We start from the raw sequence: 16717 nt of genomic DNA, 5'->3' as shown, positions 1-16717 counted from the left end.
TCGTCCCAGTTAACCGATCTTTGGGCGGTGTGTCACCTTTAGGACAAAGCCGCCAGACAACCGTGAAGCGCGGCCATATCGTCCAGGATCAGGAAAATCGGCGTATTTTCAGGAATATGCCGCATGTATGGCTCGTCCAGGAAGCTGGTCTCAAAACGGTCCATGCGGTCGGCGATGCTGCGGCCAACGCTGCCAGCCAGAAACAGCCCGTCCAGCGGCATGAAGCGCATTGACAGTTCACGGCACAGCAAACCGACCAGATCAGTGAACAGATCATAGGTTGCGACCGCCTCTGCCTCACCAGATTCGGCGGCGCGGGCGATATCCTCGCCCCGCGCAGGCGCTGTCCGGGTGCGGGCCGCGTGCAGATGCGACAGGCCACGACCTGCGAACAATTCCTCGGTCGAGAAGAAGCGGTCGGTCGCCTCAGCCCCCAACAGATCGACCAGCCTGCGATAGACATTCGCGGGAAGCTGGGTATGCCCCTCTTCCGCTTCCATCGCGACGATCCCGCCGGTCGGCAGCGCGCGGACGGCGCAGACATTGAAGCCTGTGCCCAGCCCCACGACCAGCGATTGCCCGTTCCGCGCCCGGTCGGCAGGCGCATCACGCAGCACCCGCACCCCATCACCGCGCAAGGCGGGCGTCGCATAACCAAGCGCGGTCAGGTCGTTGATCAGCCGGACCTGATCGGCATCGGTCAGCTTCGCCAGCCCATCCTCGGTCATGTCCCAGTCGCGGTTGGTCAGGCTGGCGCGACCGCCGCTGACCGGTCCCGCCGCCGCAATACAGACCGAAGTGATACGCGGCTGTCCCTGTTCCTGCAGAAAACGGGCCACCACCTCGTCAAAGGTCGGGAAATCGTCGCCGCGATAACGGGTCACAGTCTCGCGGTCGATCACACCGTTCCGCGCAAGGGCGAACCGTGCATTGGTTCCCCCGACATCCCCCAGAAGCATCGCCATATCGACCTCCGCCGCGCCAATCGTTGCTATCGCTATCAGCGTTTGTGCTACGAATTTCGCGAGCAGGACACAATCGGAACCTTTAAGATTTCACCGTGCTTGCAGCGAAAGGTTTGCCTCACAGATTTATCCCATAAATACAGAATGTTGATCGTAGCCCAGCCCCCTCGTGAACCACCTTCCGAGGTCAAAAAACGGAACCCTGACGCCAATACGGCGTTTTTTCTCGTCTTCGATGGCAACAGCAGAGGAAGGCTGACGTCATGAAACACGCGAAAAATCCCCTTGCCCGGCTTGTCCTTGCCGGAGGTGCTGCTCTGATCGTTTCGATGCCGGTCCATGCGGCGATCCGCGCCGAGCAGCCGCTGCAAGAGCAGACGATGCCCGCATTGTCGCCTGAAATCACGTCCGGCGACATGCCGACGGCTGATATGGCCATCGGCGAAGAGCCCTACTGCGCCGATCACATCGAGATCCGGCGGACGCTGACCCATGATTTCAGCGAAGACCACGTCGATTCCCACGATCCCGACGGCACCGAGCTTTGGGGTTCGGCACAAATGGGCACCTGGACACTGGTAGAGCCGATGCGAGACGGGACAAGCTGCATCATCGCCTCGGGCACGGGGTTTGATGGCAAGCGCGAGGCCGAGACTTATTACTTCTCGGCCGGGCTGGAGTGATCAGCCGACGCGGCGCAGGAAGGCCCGGGTGCGTTCATCCTGCGCATTACCGAAGATTTGCTCGGGCGGTCCCTGTTCCACGATCCGCCCGCCATCCATGAAGACGATCCGGTCGGCGATCTCACGCGCGAATTGCATCTCGTGCGTCACGATTAGCATCGTTTGCCGACCGTCAGCGATGCGGCGGATCAGATCCAGCACCTCGCCCACCCATTCCGGGTCAAGTGCGCTGGTCGGTTCGTCCAGAAGCATCAGATCGGCGTCCAGCGCCATCGCCCGGCCAATCCCAACCCGCTGCTGCTGACCGCCCGACAGGGCCGAAGGATAGCTGTCGCCGCGATCCGCAAGCCCGATCCGGGCAAGGATCTCATCCGCCCGCGCCCGCGCCTTGTCCTTCGACCAGTCGCGGACGACCGTTAACCCCTCCATGATGTTCTGGCGGGCGGTTTTGTTGGCGAAAAGCGCATAGTTCTGAAAAACGAAGCCGGTCCTGCGGCGCAGCGCCAGAATATCGGCGCGGCTGGCGCGTTCGGCATCTACCGACAGATCACCTAAAGTTATCAGACCCTTATCGGGCCGGTCCAGATAGTTAAGACAGCGCAACAGCGTGGATTTTCCGGTCCCTGACGGCCCGATGATCGCCACCCGCTCGCCCGGCGTCAGGCTAAGGCTGATGTCGTTCAGCACGGTATTGGTGCCGAAACGCTTGGTCAGGCCGCTGATGCTTATATTGCAGCTCATCGTGCCACCGCCTTGCCCAGATGCCGCTCCATCCAGCGTTGGCCGACGGATAGAACCTCGACGATGACCCAATAAAACAGGGCGACGACCAGAAATGCTTCGAGATAGAGGAAGCTGCCAGCGGCTTCCTTCTGGGTCGCGCCCATCATTTCGGTCACGCCAAGGGTGAAGGCTAGCGAGGTGCTTTTGATCATGTCGATGAAGTAATTCATCAGCGTCGGCGCCGCGATGGGTGAAGCCTGCGGCAGGATAATCCGGCGCAAAAGCTGGCCTTGGGTCATGCCGATGGACTGCGCGGCCTCCCATTGGCTGCGGTCAACGCCAAGGATCGCGCCGCGGATGCTTTCGGCCATATAGGCCGCGAAATGCAGCGTCAGACCGAAGATCGCGGCGGTGATGCCATCGATCGCGGTCATGAAGGATAGAAGCTGCGGCAGGCCGTAATAGAACAGGAAAAGCTGCACCAATAACGGCGTGCCGCGAAAAAAGCTGATGAACACCGCCACGATCCGGTCAATGACCGGAATCCGCAGCACACGGATGATGGCCAGGATGGCGGCCAGCACCAGCGCCGCCACCATCGAGACCACAGCCATGAACATCGTCAGCGGGACATAACCGGCAATCACCGGCACCAGATCCCACATATAGGCGGTGTCCAGTGCCCGCATTATTCCGCCGCTTCAGCCAGCGGCTGCGTCACGTCGGCTTTCAGCCATTTCTGCGAAATCTCGGCCAGCGTGCCATTTTCCTTCAGCTCGGTAATGGCGGCATCGACGCGGTCACGCAGGGCGTTTCCGGCCTCGTCATTACGGAAGGGCAGCGCGTTGCGGATCTCGTCAAAGGGCTGACCGGCCAGCGCCAGCGGCAGCGGGCTTTCGGCGATCACCTGAGCCGAGGACACCCGGTCCATCACGAAAGCATCGACCCGGCCAAGCGCGGTGTCCTGTTCGATATTGCTTTCATAGGTGCGGATATCGATTTCATCAGCATAGGGCAGGGCGCGCAGCAATTCCTCGAAATTCGAGCCAAGGTTCACCGCGACGGATTTGCCCTTCAGGCTTTCCGGGCCAGTGATTTCACCCTCATTGCCTTCTTTCACCACCACCTGCGCGCCGTCAAACACGTAAGGCTGGGTAAAGGCGAATTTCGCCTCGCGTTCGGGGGTGATCGTGATCTGGTTGGCGACGGTATCGATGCGTCCGGCCTCCAGCGCGCCGATCAGGCCGGAAAAGGACATGGTGACGAATTCGATATCGTCGCCGGTGATCTCGCCCACGGCATTCAGGAAATCGACTTCGAAGCCCTGCAATTCATCGGCGCGGGTGAAGGTGAACGGGAAATAGCCGCCGGACATGCCGACGCGAATGGTCTCGGCCGAGACGGGCAGGGCGGTCGCCAGCGCAAGAATGGCCGACAGGATGGTGGTGCGCATCAGAATACTCCTTCATTTCTTGCCACTTACTTGCGCCCGGGCGCCGATGCCCACAAGCGCCGGGCCGAAAAAAGAAAACCGTCTGACGATCCTTTGCCCGGCATGGAACAGGTGATGCTTGTTATCGCGTATTCATGGAACATCGTTCCGCGCCGGGGTGCAATAGGGCGCGTTCTCGGAACGATCTTACCCCCGGCCCCGGTCTGGCGCGTGATTGCCTATGCCCCTGTCAGACCTGTCGAAGCGCTTGATTTCATACAGGTCAGCCAGCATCCTCTACGCAGGCGAGATGCCGCAACAGGGGAGTTAGGGACAATGAGCAAACGTGACGATCTGATCGCGAAATACGCCGCCGACATCAAGGACAAGCTGGGTGAGACCGCAGATATGGATCTGCTGACCAAAGTGACGATCGGGCTTGGGCCGTCAATCTACAACGCGGATTCGGAAACCGTGGCGGCAAGCGACACTCAAGAGCTTGAGCGGGTCCGGGACAACTATCTGATCAAGAAGCTGGGTCTTGCCAATGGACCCGAACTGATGACCGCGATCGATACCGTGATCGAGCGTTATGGCCGCGCCAACCGCAACAAATACCGCGCGGTTCTGTATTACCTGCTGTGCCAGCATTTCGGCCGCCAGTCGGTTTACGGCTGAGGGCAGGGCGCCTTCTTCTTCGGGAACGGCGCGCAGCACATCGCCCAGCCGATTTCGCGGCTGGGCAGTCCTGATTTCGGCTAGATCGCCCGGTCGATCATCCCTTTGATCGTCGCGACGTGATCCGGTGCCGCCGCCAGACAATCGCCCGCCAGCGCCAATGCATCATCGATCAGGCTGTCAGGCCCAGACAGCCGGTCGATCAGACCCCAAGCCAATGCCTCTGCCGCGCCGATCTTTTGTCCCGCCATCAGGATCATCTTGGCGCGTGACGGACCAACCAGCGCGCGCAGCCTGATCGGATCGCTTGGCTGTGGCAGAAAGCCCAGCCGCATGACCGGATAGAAAATCCGCGCCTCTGGCACGGCGATACGCAGGTCACAGGCCAGCACCATGCCAAGGGCACCACCGGCGGCCGTGCCGTTCAACGCCGCAATCGTCAGGCAGGGCATCGAAGCCACCCGCGCCGACAGCCGCTCCCATTCCGGCGAGACGGCAAGCCCGGCCCGCGCCGCGTCAAGGTCTGCCCCGGCCGAGAAGACCCGCCCCGCGCCTGTCAGGATGACCGCCCTGCAATCACTTGCCGCAAGATCGTCCAGATGCGCGGTCAGGTGCTGCAACATCTCTTCGGTAAGTGAGTTCGCCTTATCCGTGCGAGCGATGGTCAGAATTGCCGATCCTTGCCGATGCCCAAGCGTAATCACGGAATGTTCCCTTTCACTTAAGTCCCGTCTGTGTCACACACCCGAAAGACCAAACGCATTTTCGAAAGGTATCCGGCATGCTCCGTTCGCTTTCAACCTCGGCAGTTGCGCTGATCGTTGGTGCGGCTCCTGCTCTGGCTGACATTACCCCGGCCCAGGCATGGGAAAACCTGACCAAATACTACAAGGATTTCGGCTATGAGGTGACCGGCACTGTCGATGACGCCGGTAGCAGCCTGACCGTCACCGACGCGGCCTTCACCTTCCAGAACAATCCTGGCGAAACCAGCATCACCATCCCGAAGATCAGCTTCACCGAGACCGGCGACGCCAAGGTGCGCATGGTGTTGGATGGCGATATGGCGTTCAGCGCGACCTTTGAGGTTCCGAACCCGGATGCCGCTGCAGGCACGGATAGCCCGGATCAGGACACGGCAACCGATGATGCCGCAGATCCGACCGCCGAAGATGGCGCGGCAGGCGAAACCGCCGATGCGGACGCCGCGACGGGCACCGACATGCCGACCGAGACGCTGGAAATGACCGGCACCATCTTGATGCCGGATAACGAAATGCTGATGTCGGGCTCGCCCGAGGATGTGCTGTACGAATACACCTATCCCTCGATCAAGCTGGACATGCAGATTCCGATGCAGGAAGACGACGTTGTCCTGCCTGCGACGATGGAATTCACCGATGTGAAGGGCACGCAGCGCAATACCGGCGCTGATGAGACCCATTCGACCTTCGATATGGTCGCCTCGGCATTGAAGATCACCAGCGCCATGGACCTGCCCAATCAGGAAGGCAAGTTCGCAGTCGATCTGACGATGAACGGCATCGCCTCGAAAGGTGAGGGCACTGCGCCTGCCGGTGAATTCGACTTTGGCACCCAGATGGCCGAAGCGCTTGCTGCCGGTTTCAACTTCGACGGCACGCTGAGCTACAAGGATATGCAAGGCACCCTTAACGTCGAACAGCCCGGCACGCAGGAAGCACCGGCGAAAACCGTCAACGGTACGTTCACGTCGGGCGCAAGCGAGCTGGCTTTCGCGATGGCCGAAGAAGGCATGGGCTATAAGGGTCATTCGGTGAACACGAATGTCGAGCTGAACATCAGCGACGTTCCCTTCCCGATCCGCTACGGCATTCAGGAAACCTCGGCGGATCTGATGCTGCCGCTGACCAAGGGCGAAGAGCCGCAACCGTTCAAATTCGCCTATACGCTGGGCGGTCTGACGCTGGATGACGCCATCTGGAACCTGTTCGATCCGCAAAGCCAATTGCCGCGCGATCCTGCCAGCCTGACGGTCGATCTGTCGGGTGACATGCTGGTCACGATGGACCTGTTCGATCCGGCGCTGAGCCAGCCGCAGACCGATGCGAACGGCTTCCCCGTCGCGCCTCCGGTGCCGATGGAGCCGAAGACCCTGCAGGTCAACCGTGTCGCGCTTGATGCGGTCGGCGCCAAAGCCGATGTGACCGGCGAACTTGATTTCGGCGACAATCCCGAGCAGCCGGTCGGCAAGCTTCAGGGCAATTTCGAAGGCATCAACGGTCTTCTGGACAAGGCCGTGGCGATGGGCTTCGTGCCGCAGGATCAGGTTATGGGCGTGCGCATGATGATGGCGATGTTCGCCAAGCCGGTCGAGGGTGAAACCGACAAACTGGCGACCGAGATCGAATTCCGTGAAGGCGGCTCGATCTTCGCCAACGGCCAGCAGATCAAGTAATCGTGGTCGACTGACCTTCGGGCCGGGGCATCAGTCCCGGCCCTTTTCATTTGCACTGCCGCATCCGGTGCGCGAAAAATACGACGCAGCAAGGAGATGCCATGACCAGCAAGCCCGAAGCCCCCGTTAACCTGCAAAACCTGGCCGAAACGCTGATCGCCGCCGCCCGTCGGGCCGGGGCTGATCAGGCCGATGCCCTTGCGATGCATGGTCGGTCGGTCAGCATCGACACCCGCGCAGGTGCGCTGGAACATGCAGAGCGTGCCGAGGGGGTCGAGATCGGGTTGCGGGTGCTGATCGGTGGGCGGCAGGCCAGTGTGGCGGCCTCGGAACATAGCGAGGCGACCATCCGCGACATGGCAGAACGCGCCGTCGTCATGGCCCGCGAGGCTCCGGTGGATGACAATCTGGGGCTTGCGGACCCGGATCAGCTTGCCGCCGAACGTGACGCGACCGGGCTGGAGCTGGCAGACGATCAACCCGATCCGCAGCCCGACCATCTGCAACAACTGGCGTTGCGCGCCGAGGCTGCGGCGCTGTCCCGCAAGGGCATCAGTCAGGTCGAGGCCGCGAATGCCTCATTCAGCCGCCGCAATCTTTGGCTGGCCGCTTCCAACGGGTTTTCAGCGGGTTACGAACGCTCGACCCATGCGATCTCGACCGTGGCGATCACCGGCGAAGGCTTGGGGATGGAGCGTGACTATGCCGCCGAATCCCGCATTTGGGCTGCGGATCTACCCGAACCGGAAGAGATCGGCCTACTGGCGGCAGACCGCACGCTGGACCGGGCCGGTTCGCGTAAGCCGCCGACCGGCGCGTTTCCGATCCTCTATGATCGCCGCGTGGCGGCCTCATTGATCGGGCATCTGCTGTCTGCGGTAAACGGCGCGGCCATCGCGCGTGGCGCAAGCTGGCTGCGAAAGGCGCTGGACGAACAGGTGTTGCCCGCAGGTATGGATCTGATCGAGGATCCGCACAGGCTGCGCTATCCGTCCTCGCGTCCGTTCGATGCCGAAGGGCTGGCGACGTTCCGGCGCAAGATCATCGAGGATGGGGTTCTGAAGGGCTGGACTCTGGATCTGGCGACCGGGCGGAAGCTGGGGATGGACAGCACGGCCTCGGCCGCGCGGGGGCTGGCTTCGGCGCCTTCCCCTACGAACAGCAACGTGATCCTGACGCCGGGCGACCGGACGCAGCAGCAGTTGATCGCCGATATGGGGCAGGGGTTGTTGGTGACGTCGATGCTGGGGGCCTCGGTCAACGGGACGACGGGGGATTATTCGCGCGGGGCGGCCGGGTTCTGGGTCGAGAACGGGCAAATCGCCTATCCGGTCAATGAATGCACGATTGCGGGCAATCTGCGCGATATGCTGATGACGCTGATCGCTGCGGATGATGCGCTGCCGTGGCGCGGGTCCGAAGTGCCCAGTCTGCTGGTCGAGGGGATGACCGTTGCCGGGGCCTGAGGTTGATCTGACGCTGCTGGTCGATGCCGCCCGAGAGGCTGGCAAGATCGCGCTAAGCTATTGGAAAAACGATCCTAAATCATGGGAAAAGGCCGATGATGCTGGGCCGGTGACCGAGGCGGATCTGGCGGTGAACGACGCGCTGCAGGGGATGCTGCGCGGGGTCAGGCCGGATTATGGCTGGCTGTCCGAGGAGAGCGAGGCCGATCCGTCGCGACTGGATGCGCGGCATTGCTTTATCATCGATCCGATCGACGGCACGCGAGCCTTCATCGCGGGGCAGGAGGGCTTTTCGCATTCGCTGGCAGTGGCGCGGGGCGACCGGATTGTAGCGGCGGTGGTGCATCTGCCGGTGCGCAACGTCACCTATACCGCCTTCGAGGATGGGCCGGCGCTGCGAAACGGAGAGCCGATCCGGCCAAGCCATGCCAGCCTGCCCGGCGCGACCGTCCTGACCTATCGCGCCGCTGCCGAGCCGGGCTTCTGGCGCGGTCATCATGTTCCTGATTTCAAACGCGAATTTCGTCCGTCGTTGGCATGGCGTCTGTGCCTTGCCGCAGAGGGTCGGTTCGATGCCGCGCTGTCTTTGCGGGCAGCGTGGGAGTGGGATATTGCAGCGGGAAGCCTGATCGCAGAGCGCGCCGGGGCGGTTGTTTCGGACCGGCGCGGGGAGCGGATGAAGTTCAATTCGCCCAAGGCGATGGTGGACGGGCTGATCGTTGCGGGGTCGATGCTGCACGGGCAGTTGCTGGATGCGCTGGAGCCTGAACAGCCCCCGAATTGAGGCGGCGCGCAACACCTGCGGACGTTGCTGTCGGTATTTTGGCAACGAAGAAGCGGTGATGTAGGAACTTCAGCAAATGCTGGGGTTTTGACTGCACAGAGCGTACACCGCATAGGCACAGGGCGTGCACAGCCTGTACACAGCTTGCGAACGGTGGTGTTGCGCGGTGGTGAAACAATCGGTTCGGCTGTCACATGGAGACGTTACGCCGCCGCGCTTGTCAGATCAGAGGGCAATCCGGCGGCAGGCGCATGCAAGAGAAGAAATTTCACCTGACCGATGTGGAGCGAGAATTCGGCTTCAATACTGATCGCGATCAATCTGAAACCGCCGGCTCTGCGGGCGGGGGATTACTGATATTGATGGGGAGCGTGAAGGCCAGATCTTCTTGGCCCATATCTTTGGTGAAACGCATCAGTTCCAACGATCTGATGGCCTCCAGTACATAAGCATCGAGTTGAGAGTCGCCAGAACTCTCCTCTATCCGCGCATCTTTCACCTTACCTTCGGGACTGGCTACGAATCTGACTTTCAACAAGAAGTCGCCCCAAGGACCGTCTTCCCTGATTTGTCTGGGCATCCTTATCGACCTTGAGATGTAGTGGCCGATCACAGCTACCCAGTCTCCCCCGTTCGTTACGAGAACGACGCCTCGGCCATTTTCATCCGTCGCGACAAGGAGACTTTCTGACTTCTCTAACCGAGGCCCTGCATAGCTTGAACATACAAAGCAGACGGAAATAAGTGCTGCCGAAATGAACCTCACCGAAGCCCCCATTTGGTCGCGCTACAAGCGATAATCAGAACAACGGGTCGAGCCCGAACGGGTCCGCCGGGGTTTGCGTCGCAATCGTGCGGCCGGGGCCTGAGAGGGTGGCGATCTGGACCGCGAGTTGCGCGATGGCCTGCGAGACGGCGACCGAGGTTGCGCCGGGGGTTTCGCTGCCGACCGGGACCGAAATGTCGAAGCTGCGGGCGTGGTTTGTGCCGCCGCCTTTGCTGTCGGACACGAAATAGCGGCCCGAGAGGCGATAGACGTTGTTCGCCTGCGTCAATGCCCGCTCGACCCGCACTTCAAGCGTGCGTTGCGGGGGTTCGCCCAAGGGCCAAGGCTCACCGATCACGGTGGCGCCGGACGCATCGGAGATGGCGCGGGCAAGGGCCAGTGTGAAGCCGCGCTGCGGATTGTCGGCCCAGAGGTTGTCGGGGTTCGAGCGGACGGCGCCATCCTCGGTCTGGAAAGCCACCTCCTGACCCGAGGCGTATTCGGGCAGGGACACGTCCTTCAGTTCCGCCGTGCCAAGGCGGTTCGGCACCTGACCTGCCGTCACCGGCGGATCGATCAGGTAGCGCGCCGTCTTTTCGGGGTTCGAACATCCGGCCAAGGCCAGAAGGCCGATCCCGGCAAGGGCGGCGAACATGCGGGGATGGGTCATCGCTGTCATGTGGTCATCGTCCCAGAATGAAGGCGCGCGGGTTGCGTTCGATCAGCCGCGCCAGAGAGCCGAAAGCCTCGGTCGCGCGGCGCAGTTCGCGCATCATGTTGATTGCTTCGTTGTTGAAGGCCGACCGCTCGCCATATGCGGCAAGCACCGCATCGGCCCGGGCGGCGGTTGTCTGCAAACGCTGAACAAGCTGCGGCAGTTCCTGAACCGATTTGGCGATCTCATCCGCCGCATTGCTGGCGGAATCAAGCGCGTTGTTGAGGCTGCCCGCCGCATTGCCGTCACGCAGGTCGTTGAGCAAGCCCGAGGCGGCCTCAAGCGTGTTCGACAGGTTGCGCGGCAGTTGCTCGGCATCTTCGCTGCCCAGCATGGCGCGCAGATCGGCAAGGATACCCTCGGCCTGAGTGCTGATTTCGGCAAAGCCGAATTCCTCGACCGCGGCGGCAGCGGCGTCGATCCGTTCGACCATTTCCGGCGCGTCGGCTGCTGCCAGCTTGATCGCCTCGGCTGCATCGGCGGCTTCGGCAATCAGGCGGGACATTTCAGCGGCGGTGCCGTTTTCACGCAATTCGCGGGCAATGCCGCTGATATCGGTGGCGGCGGAATTGGCGTTGTCCAGCGTTTCACGCAAAGCGCCGGGAATGGCCCGCGTCTCTTGCGAGCTGGCAATGGCCGTGACGCTGTTCATCATGTCGGTCGCGGCTTTCAGCGTCTCTTCGATCGGCAGGTTGCCGATGCGGGTCAGGAAGCCTTCGGCATTGGCGCGGAAATCCTCGATATCGCCATCGACCGAGGGGATGACCGGATTTGGTTCGGCATCGGTGTCGATGGTCGCAGGCTCGGCATCCGGGATTTCGACCAGCTCGACCATCAGCGAGATACCCAGAAGGCCGGCGCTGGCGATACGGGCGCGAAGGCCCGCCGCGACAGCTTCCTCAAGGAAGGCAAGCGCATCTTCGGGCGTGGCGTCATGGGGCAGGCCAAGGCGCGCGGGCGAGATCGCCAACGTCACCTCTTGCTGGACATCCGGGCGGCCCGAGCCGTTATTCGCGACGCTGACGGCCAGATTGCTGACCCGGCCCACGTTCAGGCCCTGGAACTGCACATCGGCGCCTTTTTCCAGACCTTGCAGCGAATCCTCGATCCGCATGGTGAGGTAAAGAACCTCGCCCTGTTCGCTGGCTAGCACATCGCTGCGGGCGGTATCTTCGTCGGTCTGGACGGCGAAGGTATGGCCGGGTTCGACCCGCTGGCCGCCGCTGACGATGGTGTCAAAGGCGACGCCGCCTTGTAGCAGCGAGGCGAGAGAGTTCACGTTGAACGAAACACCGCGCACGCCGAGAGACAGCGAGAAGCCCGAGGTATCCCAGAACACGGTCGAGGTGGTCAGGCGCTGATCATGCGGGGCCTCGATAAAGGCGTCGGCGATGACACCGTCGCTGTTTTCGTCAAGACGCAGGTTTTCTAGGCGACCGACCTCGACCCCGCGATAGAGGATCGGGGCGCCTTCGGTCATGCCGTCGGCATTGTCCATCGACAGGGTGACCCAGGTGCCCTTCGCATCCTCGCGGATCAGCGGCGGGCGGGCCAGACCGACGAAATGAGTTTGCGGGGCGGTCACGTCGGCGTCCCAATAGCCCTCGATGAAAGAGCCGCTGAGGACGGTATCAAGGCGGGTGACGCCTTGGGCCGTAACCTGCGGGCGGACGATCCAGAACGCGGCCTGATCGTCGATATAGGTCGCCACGTCTTTATCGACGCGGATTTCCACCACGACGCGCGACAGATCGGCGGTGAATTTCACGCCCTCGACCTGACCAACGGTGATTTCGCGGAAGCGCAAGGTCGTCTCGCCGGGATTGATGCCGGTGGCGTCGGCGAATTCGACTTCGATCAGCTCGCCCCGGCCGGAATAGGCGTTCCACGCGATAACAAGGGTCACGATCAGAGCGATGATCGGCACCAGCCAGACCACGTTCAAACCGGCGGCCGCGGCGCGGCGTGCGGATTTGCGCACCGGGCTGGACGGTGCGGGCGGGGTTGGTGGCGACTGCTGCTCGTTCTGCTGCGGCTGGTCAGTCATTCGTGTGGTTATCCCTGCCCCTCGGTATCGGTGCGGCTGCGAAGCGGCAGACCGCGCCAAATCAGTCTTGGATCAAAGCTTTGCGCGGAAAGCATCGTGAAGGCAACAGACAGTGCGAATGACACTGCGGCAGGGCCCGGATGAATCGAGGCAACGAAGCCTAATTGCACCAGTGCCGACAGAATCGCGACCACGAAAACGTCGATCATCGACCAGCGACCGATGAATTCGACCACCTCGTAGATATGCAGCCGCGTATGTGCCTGATCGTGGGTCGCGGGGCGCCCGGCGACCATAGCAAGCCATGCGATCGCCACGAATTTCGCCATCGGCACCACGACCGAGGCCACGAAGACGATGATCGCAATGTCGTAATTGCCGTAATGGATCAGTTCGACCACGCCTTCGAGGATGGTCGATTCCGTATTGCCCGCCAGACCCGCAAAGGATTGCGTGCTCATCATCGGGAAGACGTTGGCCGGGATATACATGATCAGCCCGGCAAACCACCACGCCCAGACCTTCTGCAGCGAACGGCGATCCGGCGGCACCAGCGCGGCGCCGCAACGTTGGCAGCGGCTTTCGCTTTCCGGCCAGACACGACCACAGCTTCGGCATCCCAGCAGCCCCGCCCGATGTGCGGTCATGATCGGGGCGATATGGTCCACACCCGACTTCATGCGCGGCGTCCCTGCACCAGTTCGCGCCCGTCGGTTGGCAGGCCCGCATCCTCAATCGCGTCCCAGATCGTCGTCTGGCACATGAAGCCGCGAGAGGCGAGGTTCACGAGGATCAGCGCGCAGAAGGCCCAGAAGGCCGGCCCCAGATGGACCGAGGCAAGCCCGGCCACCTTGACCAGCGCCACGGCGGTGCCGATCACGAAGATCTCGGCCATCGACCACGGGCGCATCATTTCGGACCAGCGGAAGGCGGTTGCGGCATGGCGATAGGGTGCCTGCCCCTGCGCCAGCGGGATCAGGGTATAGACGATCAGGAAGGATCGCATCACCGGCAGGCCGACGATCATCACCAGAACCGCCAGCACCAGCGGCAGCAAAATTCCGTCCGCAAAGGCCAGCGCCACCCCGAACAACGAGGTGGCGTTGCCAAAGCCCATCCGCGAGATTTCAAGGAACGGGAAGAACACCGCGCCCATCAGCAGGATCATCGAGGTAAAGGACAGCGCGATAAGTTGCACGAATGCCCCGCCCTGCGGTTTCGCCAACACGCCGCCACAGCGGATGCAGCGGGCGGTTTCGCCGGGATCAAGCTCTTCCTCGACATGCAGCGCATCGCAGCGCGGGCAGGCCATCAGCCCCTCGCCGGTCTTCATATCATAGGATAGCTGCGGGTTTTCGGGTGTGTTCATGTTTAACAAGATAAACCGGGAATGAAGCCGCGCAAGCGGCAGGATGCACGGGCAGATCGATCATCGGGAAGGTGTTGCAATCCGGGATGCCACCTAGTGACGCGCCCCATCCCGCGCCGCCGAGGTCAGCACCACATTGCGCGCATCTGCGGAAACGCCGGGAATACCGCTGTCGATCCCGAATTCCAGCCGCATGGTAAAGACATTCTCATCGATCCCGGTTTCGACGACACCGTCAAGCTGGGTCGCAAAAGCCTCGATCAACTGGCTGCCAAGGCCGGTGCTTTCGCTGGTATCGCGGTCCTGACCGACCGGGTTCGAGATTTCCAGAAGCCCTTTCCCCGGCGCGGGCGAAGTCAGCCGCACCCGCACCCAAGGCTCGTCCTGCCCCGGCGCGGTGCCGGAATATTTCAGCGCATTGGTCACGGCTTCAGTCGCCATCAACGCCAGCGGCACCGCCTGATCGGGCAGAAGGACAAGGTTCTGGATCTCCGTCTCGACCTTCATCTCACCGCCATGGCCGGACGAGGCATTCACCATCTGGTTGATGATGTCCGAAATCAGCCGCCCGGCCTCGACCGAATCCAGATGCTCGGCCTGATAGAGGTTGCGATAGATCGTCGCCAGCGATGCCACCCGGTCTTGAACCGAACGCAACACGCGCTTGGCGTCGGGGTCGTCGATCACCCGGCTTTGCATGTTGATGATCGAGGCGATCAGTTGCAGGTTATTCTTGACCCGGTGATGAACCTCTTTCAGCAGGACGGTCTTTTCGGCGACGGCTTCCTCCATCGCTTCCTCATCGCGGATCAGAATCCGCGCCATGTTGTGGAAGGTCTGGCTAACATCGGCGATTTCGGCGGGGGCGTGGTTCAGAACCGGCGGCGGCTCGGAACGGTTGCCGATGGCGAACCGGCGCATCTGGCCGCGCAGAACGGTGATGTGGCGCAGGACCATGCGGAAAACGGCGAAATAGGCAACGCCCAGCGACACCAGCCACAGCGCAATCGGAATGGTCACTGCGCCCAGACGCGATGCCTGAAACAGACCGACGCTGGCGATCTTGGGGCTCCAGCTTCCGATGGCATAAACCAGCCCCGGCACCACCGGCACCACCGTAAACACCCGGTTCTGGCCGTTATTGTCGCGCGCCCTGAAGGTGGTTTCGCTGCGCGAGATCAGGCTGAGCATGTCGGTATTGCTGGGCAGGATATCTTCATACTGACGGGCAACGCCGCCATCCGAGGTCAGGATATCGCCGCGATGATTGAAGGTGATGATCCGAGCGCCCTCGGTCCCAAGGCTGATGTCATGGGTGGATCGCAGCAGCTCATAGGTCAGCGACAGCCAGACATAGCCCAGAAGATCGCGGTCCCGGTAAAGCGGCTGCAGGACGATCACGACCGAACGGCCGCTGACGATGCCCCGCTCGACCGAGGTGACAAGGGTGCCGGGATCCTCGGCGAACTCCTGAAAGGCGGATGATTTCCGCAGATCAATCGGGCTGCCGTCGCCGGATGAGGCGCAACGGCTGAACCCGTCCATCGAGACGAAGCCCGCCGAGACATAGGTGGCACTGCGTTCGATGAAATTGCGCATCAGATCGGCACAGACGCCCGGACGGTCCAGCACCTCCAGCACCGCAGGCCCAAGCGCATCGGCAGAGCCCAGCGCCGAGTGCAGCAACGCCCGTTCACCCGCAGCCGCCGAAGTCGTCCGTCCCAGAAGGGCGATTTCAACGCTGCGCTCGGCCGAGCCGACCAGATTGAAGTTCTGGATCAGCGAGATCAGGCCAAGCGGCAGAACCGCGACAGAAAGCAGCGCCCCAAGCCGAAACCCCAGCTTGCGGGTGAAATTCAGTCTCTCGCCCAGATGGCGCAGCACCGGGTTACCGCGATGTGGTGGGTTGGTTCGCCGCCATGACGGCAAGGGTCGCCTGATCCGTCATGTCCAGCTCTTCCCCGTCTTCCATATGCATCAGCTCGGCAAGCTTCCGCCGTCCGCGGTTGGCCCGCGATTTCACTGTGCCAATGGCAACGCCGGTCATCTCGGCGGCTTCCTCGTAGGAAAAGCCGGATGCGCCAACCAGAATAAGCGCCTCGCGCTGTTCGTCGGGCAGTTGCCGGAAGGCTTCGCGGAAGTCGCGCATGGCAAGGCGGCCATCATGTTCGGGCCGGGTGGCCTGACGGGCGGCATGTATGCCGTCGGTATCGCTGACCTCGCGCTTGGTCTTGCGGCGGGCAGAATAGAAGGTGTTGCGCAGGATCGTGAACAGCCAGGCGCGCAGGTTGGTCCCGGCCTGAAACTTGTCCATATTCGTCCATGCCTTGACGATCGTGTCCTGCACCAGATCATCCGCCGACGCCCCCTCTCGGGTCAGCGACAGCGCAAAGGCGCGCAGGGCAGGCAAGTGATCGACCAACTGGTCCTTGGGGTCGGTAGAGGCGGATTGTGTCATTCCATTCCCGTCACGAAGCGGCCGCGAAGCCGGGGGCGTCATCCCTGCTCACGCAGTTTCTTGAGAAGATCCAGGAAACGATCCGGTATCTCTGTCGTGGAATCTTGTTCGTAAACTCGCCGTAGGTTTTCGTCGATCTGCTTTTCGACCTCGGCCTTGCGGCGATCATCTCGCTTCGCTGTCATCTTTTTGTT

Annotated in this window: 18 protein-coding genes; 5 read left to right on the top strand and 13 right to left on the bottom strand. The window is 62.0% G+C overall.

Annotated elements, in window-relative coordinates:
- Positions 1-38 precede the first annotated feature (38 nt).
- A complete protein-coding gene (locus JJJ17_RS16850; protein WP_200688502.1) occupies positions 39-965 on the bottom strand; it encodes a glucokinase in 927 nt (308 codons plus the stop codon).
- A 263-nt stretch (positions 966-1228) separates the two neighbouring features.
- On the opposite strand from JJJ17_RS16850, the gene JJJ17_RS16845 reads away from it, so the two are divergent.
- Positions 1229-1648: a hypothetical protein gene (locus JJJ17_RS16845; protein WP_200688500.1), complete on the top strand. Its 420-nt coding sequence runs from the start codon at positions 1229-1231 to the stop codon at positions 1646-1648.
- On the opposite strand, the gene JJJ17_RS16840 is transcribed toward JJJ17_RS16845, so the two are convergent.
- The 3 genes from JJJ17_RS16840 to JJJ17_RS16830 are packed head-to-tail and all read right to left on the bottom strand — an operon-like array spanning position 1649 to position 3824.
- A complete protein-coding gene (locus JJJ17_RS16840; protein ID WP_200688498.1) occupies positions 1649-2389 on the bottom strand; it encodes an amino acid ABC transporter ATP-binding protein in 741 nt (246 codons plus the stop codon).
- Entirely contained in the window at positions 2386-3060 is a 675-nt protein-coding gene (locus JJJ17_RS16835) for an amino acid ABC transporter permease (protein WP_200688496.1), read from the bottom strand. The genes JJJ17_RS16840 and JJJ17_RS16835 overlap by 4 nt, the downstream gene beginning before the upstream one ends.
- Positions 3060-3824 carry an amino acid ABC transporter substrate-binding protein gene (locus JJJ17_RS16830; protein WP_200688495.1) on the bottom strand — a complete coding sequence of 255 codons (765 nt, stop codon included), beginning with the start codon at positions 3822-3824 and terminating at the stop codon, positions 3060-3062. The genes JJJ17_RS16835 and JJJ17_RS16830 overlap by 1 nt, the downstream gene beginning before the upstream one ends.
- Before the next feature lie 315 nt (positions 3825-4139).
- Between JJJ17_RS16830 and JJJ17_RS16825 the strand changes: the two genes are divergently transcribed.
- Positions 4140-4481 (top strand): DUF2853 family protein, encoded by a 342-nt coding sequence (locus JJJ17_RS16825; RefSeq protein ID WP_200688494.1) that lies wholly within the window; start codon positions 4140-4142, stop codon positions 4479-4481.
- 80 nt (positions 4482-4561) lie between these two features.
- Here the strand turns inward: JJJ17_RS16825 and JJJ17_RS16820 are convergent, their stop codons facing one another.
- Complete coding sequence (locus tag JJJ17_RS16820) at positions 4562-5185, bottom strand: enoyl-CoA hydratase/isomerase family protein (protein WP_200688493.1); 624 nt, start codon at positions 5183-5185, stop codon at positions 4562-4564.
- A 77-nt stretch (positions 5186-5262) separates the two neighbouring features.
- Between JJJ17_RS16820 and JJJ17_RS16815 the strand changes: the two genes are divergently transcribed.
- From JJJ17_RS16815 to JJJ17_RS16805, 3 genes are all read left to right on the top strand, one after another.
- Complete coding sequence (locus JJJ17_RS16815; RefSeq protein ID WP_200688492.1) at positions 5263-6918, top strand: DUF2125 domain-containing protein; 1656 nt, start codon at positions 5263-5265, stop codon at positions 6916-6918.
- A 101-nt stretch (positions 6919-7019) separates the two neighbouring features.
- Positions 7020-8384 carry a TldD/PmbA family protein gene (locus tag JJJ17_RS16810; RefSeq protein WP_200688491.1) on the top strand — a complete coding sequence of 455 codons (1365 nt, stop codon included), beginning with the start codon at positions 7020-7022 and terminating at the stop codon, positions 8382-8384.
- A complete protein-coding gene (locus tag JJJ17_RS16805; RefSeq protein WP_200688490.1) occupies positions 8371-9168 on the top strand; it encodes a 3'(2'),5'-bisphosphate nucleotidase CysQ in 798 nt (265 codons plus the stop codon). The genes JJJ17_RS16810 and JJJ17_RS16805 overlap by 14 nt, the downstream gene beginning before the upstream one ends.
- Before the next feature lie 316 nt (positions 9169-9484).
- Here the strand turns inward: JJJ17_RS16805 and JJJ17_RS16800 are convergent, their stop codons facing one another.
- The 8 genes from JJJ17_RS16800 to JJJ17_RS16765 all read right to left on the bottom strand — a co-directional run bounded on the left by JJJ17_RS16800 (position 9485) and on the right by JJJ17_RS16765 (position 16708).
- Positions 9485-9748, bottom strand: coding sequence for a TonB family protein (locus JJJ17_RS16800; protein WP_200688489.1), 264 nt, complete (start codon positions 9746-9748; stop codon positions 9485-9487).
- Between the two features lie 220 nt (positions 9749-9968).
- Positions 9969-10613: a PqiC family protein gene (locus JJJ17_RS16795; RefSeq protein WP_234464159.1), complete on the bottom strand. Its 645-nt coding sequence runs from the start codon at positions 10611-10613 to the stop codon at positions 9969-9971.
- 4 nt (positions 10614-10617) lie between these two features.
- Complete coding sequence (locus tag JJJ17_RS16790; RefSeq protein WP_200688487.1) at positions 10618-12696, bottom strand: PqiB family protein; 2079 nt, start codon at positions 12694-12696, stop codon at positions 10618-10620.
- 8 nt (positions 12697-12704) lie between these two features.
- Positions 12705-13376, bottom strand: coding sequence for a paraquat-inducible protein A (locus JJJ17_RS16785; protein WP_200688485.1), 672 nt, complete (start codon positions 13374-13376; stop codon positions 12705-12707).
- Positions 13373-14065, bottom strand: a complete 693-nt coding sequence (locus JJJ17_RS16780) for a paraquat-inducible protein A (RefSeq protein WP_200688483.1) — start codon at positions 14063-14065, stop codon at positions 13373-13375. The genes JJJ17_RS16785 and JJJ17_RS16780 overlap by 4 nt, the downstream gene beginning before the upstream one ends.
- A gap of 93 nt (positions 14066-14158) precedes the next feature.
- Positions 14159-15949 carry a sensor histidine kinase gene (locus tag JJJ17_RS16775; protein WP_200688481.1) on the bottom strand — a complete coding sequence of 597 codons (1791 nt, stop codon included), beginning with the start codon at positions 15947-15949 and terminating at the stop codon, positions 14159-14161.
- A gap of 4 nt (positions 15950-15953) precedes the next feature.
- Positions 15954-16523, bottom strand: coding sequence for an RNA polymerase sigma factor (locus JJJ17_RS16770; RefSeq protein ID WP_200688479.1), 570 nt, complete (start codon positions 16521-16523; stop codon positions 15954-15956).
- Between the two features lie 38 nt (positions 16524-16561).
- Positions 16562-16708 (bottom strand): NepR family anti-sigma factor, encoded by a 147-nt coding sequence (locus tag JJJ17_RS16765; protein WP_200688477.1) that lies wholly within the window; start codon positions 16706-16708, stop codon positions 16562-16564.
- Between the last annotated feature and the right edge of the window lie 9 nt (positions 16709-16717).

Source organism: Paracoccus caeni (assembly GCF_016629665.1).
Taxonomy (GTDB): Bacteria; Pseudomonadota; Alphaproteobacteria; order Rhodobacterales; family Rhodobacteraceae; genus Paracoccus; species Paracoccus caeni.
The sequence above is the reverse complement of the archived record's forward strand: the minus strand, read 5'-3'. Positions and strand labels throughout refer to the sequence as shown.

Excerpts from the sequence above, each read along its gene's own strand:
- JJJ17_RS16810 (WP_200688491.1), top strand. The coding sequence starts at position 7,020 with ATGACCAGCAAGCCCGAAGCCCCCGTTAACCTGCAAAACCTGGCCGAA.
- JJJ17_RS16835 (WP_200688496.1), bottom strand. The coding sequence starts at position 3,060 with ATGCGGGCACTGGACACCGCCTATATGTGGGATCTGGTGCCGGTGATT.
- JJJ17_RS16795 (WP_234464159.1), bottom strand. The coding sequence starts at position 10,613 with ATGACAGCGATGACCCATCCCCGCATGTTCGCCGCCCTTGCCGGGATC.
- JJJ17_RS16845 (WP_200688500.1), top strand. The coding sequence starts at position 1,229 with ATGAAACACGCGAAAAATCCCCTTGCCCGGCTTGTCCTTGCCGGAGGT.
- JJJ17_RS16850 (WP_200688502.1), bottom strand. The coding sequence starts at position 965 with ATGGCGATGCTTCTGGGGGATGTCGGGGGAACCAATGCACGGTTCGCC.
- JJJ17_RS16790 (WP_200688487.1), bottom strand. The coding sequence starts at position 12,696 with ATGACTGACCAGCCGCAGCAGAACGAGCAGCAGTCGCCACCAACCCCG.
- JJJ17_RS16765 (WP_200688477.1), bottom strand. The coding sequence starts at position 16,708 with ATGACAGCGAAGCGAGATGATCGCCGCAAGGCCGAGGTCGAAAAGCAG.
- JJJ17_RS16825 (WP_200688494.1), top strand. The coding sequence starts at position 4,140 with ATGAGCAAACGTGACGATCTGATCGCGAAATACGCCGCCGACATCAAG.
- JJJ17_RS16840 (WP_200688498.1), bottom strand. The coding sequence starts at position 2,389 with ATGAGCTGCAATATAAGCATCAGCGGCCTGACCAAGCGTTTCGGCACC.
- JJJ17_RS16830 (WP_200688495.1), bottom strand. The coding sequence starts at position 3,824 with ATGCGCACCACCATCCTGTCGGCCATTCTTGCGCTGGCGACCGCCCTG.
- JJJ17_RS16780 (WP_200688483.1), bottom strand. The coding sequence starts at position 14,065 with ATGAACACACCCGAAAACCCGCAGCTATCCTATGATATGAAGACCGGC.
- JJJ17_RS16800 (WP_200688489.1), bottom strand. The coding sequence starts at position 9,748 with ATGCCCAGACAAATCAGGGAAGACGGTCCTTGGGGCGACTTCTTGTTG.
- JJJ17_RS16770 (WP_200688479.1), bottom strand. The coding sequence starts at position 16,523 with ATGACACAATCCGCCTCTACCGACCCCAAGGACCAGTTGGTCGATCAC.
- JJJ17_RS16815 (WP_200688492.1), top strand. The coding sequence starts at position 5,263 with ATGCTCCGTTCGCTTTCAACCTCGGCAGTTGCGCTGATCGTTGGTGCG.
- JJJ17_RS16785 (WP_200688485.1), bottom strand. The coding sequence starts at position 13,376 with ATGAAGTCGGGTGTGGACCATATCGCCCCGATCATGACCGCACATCGG.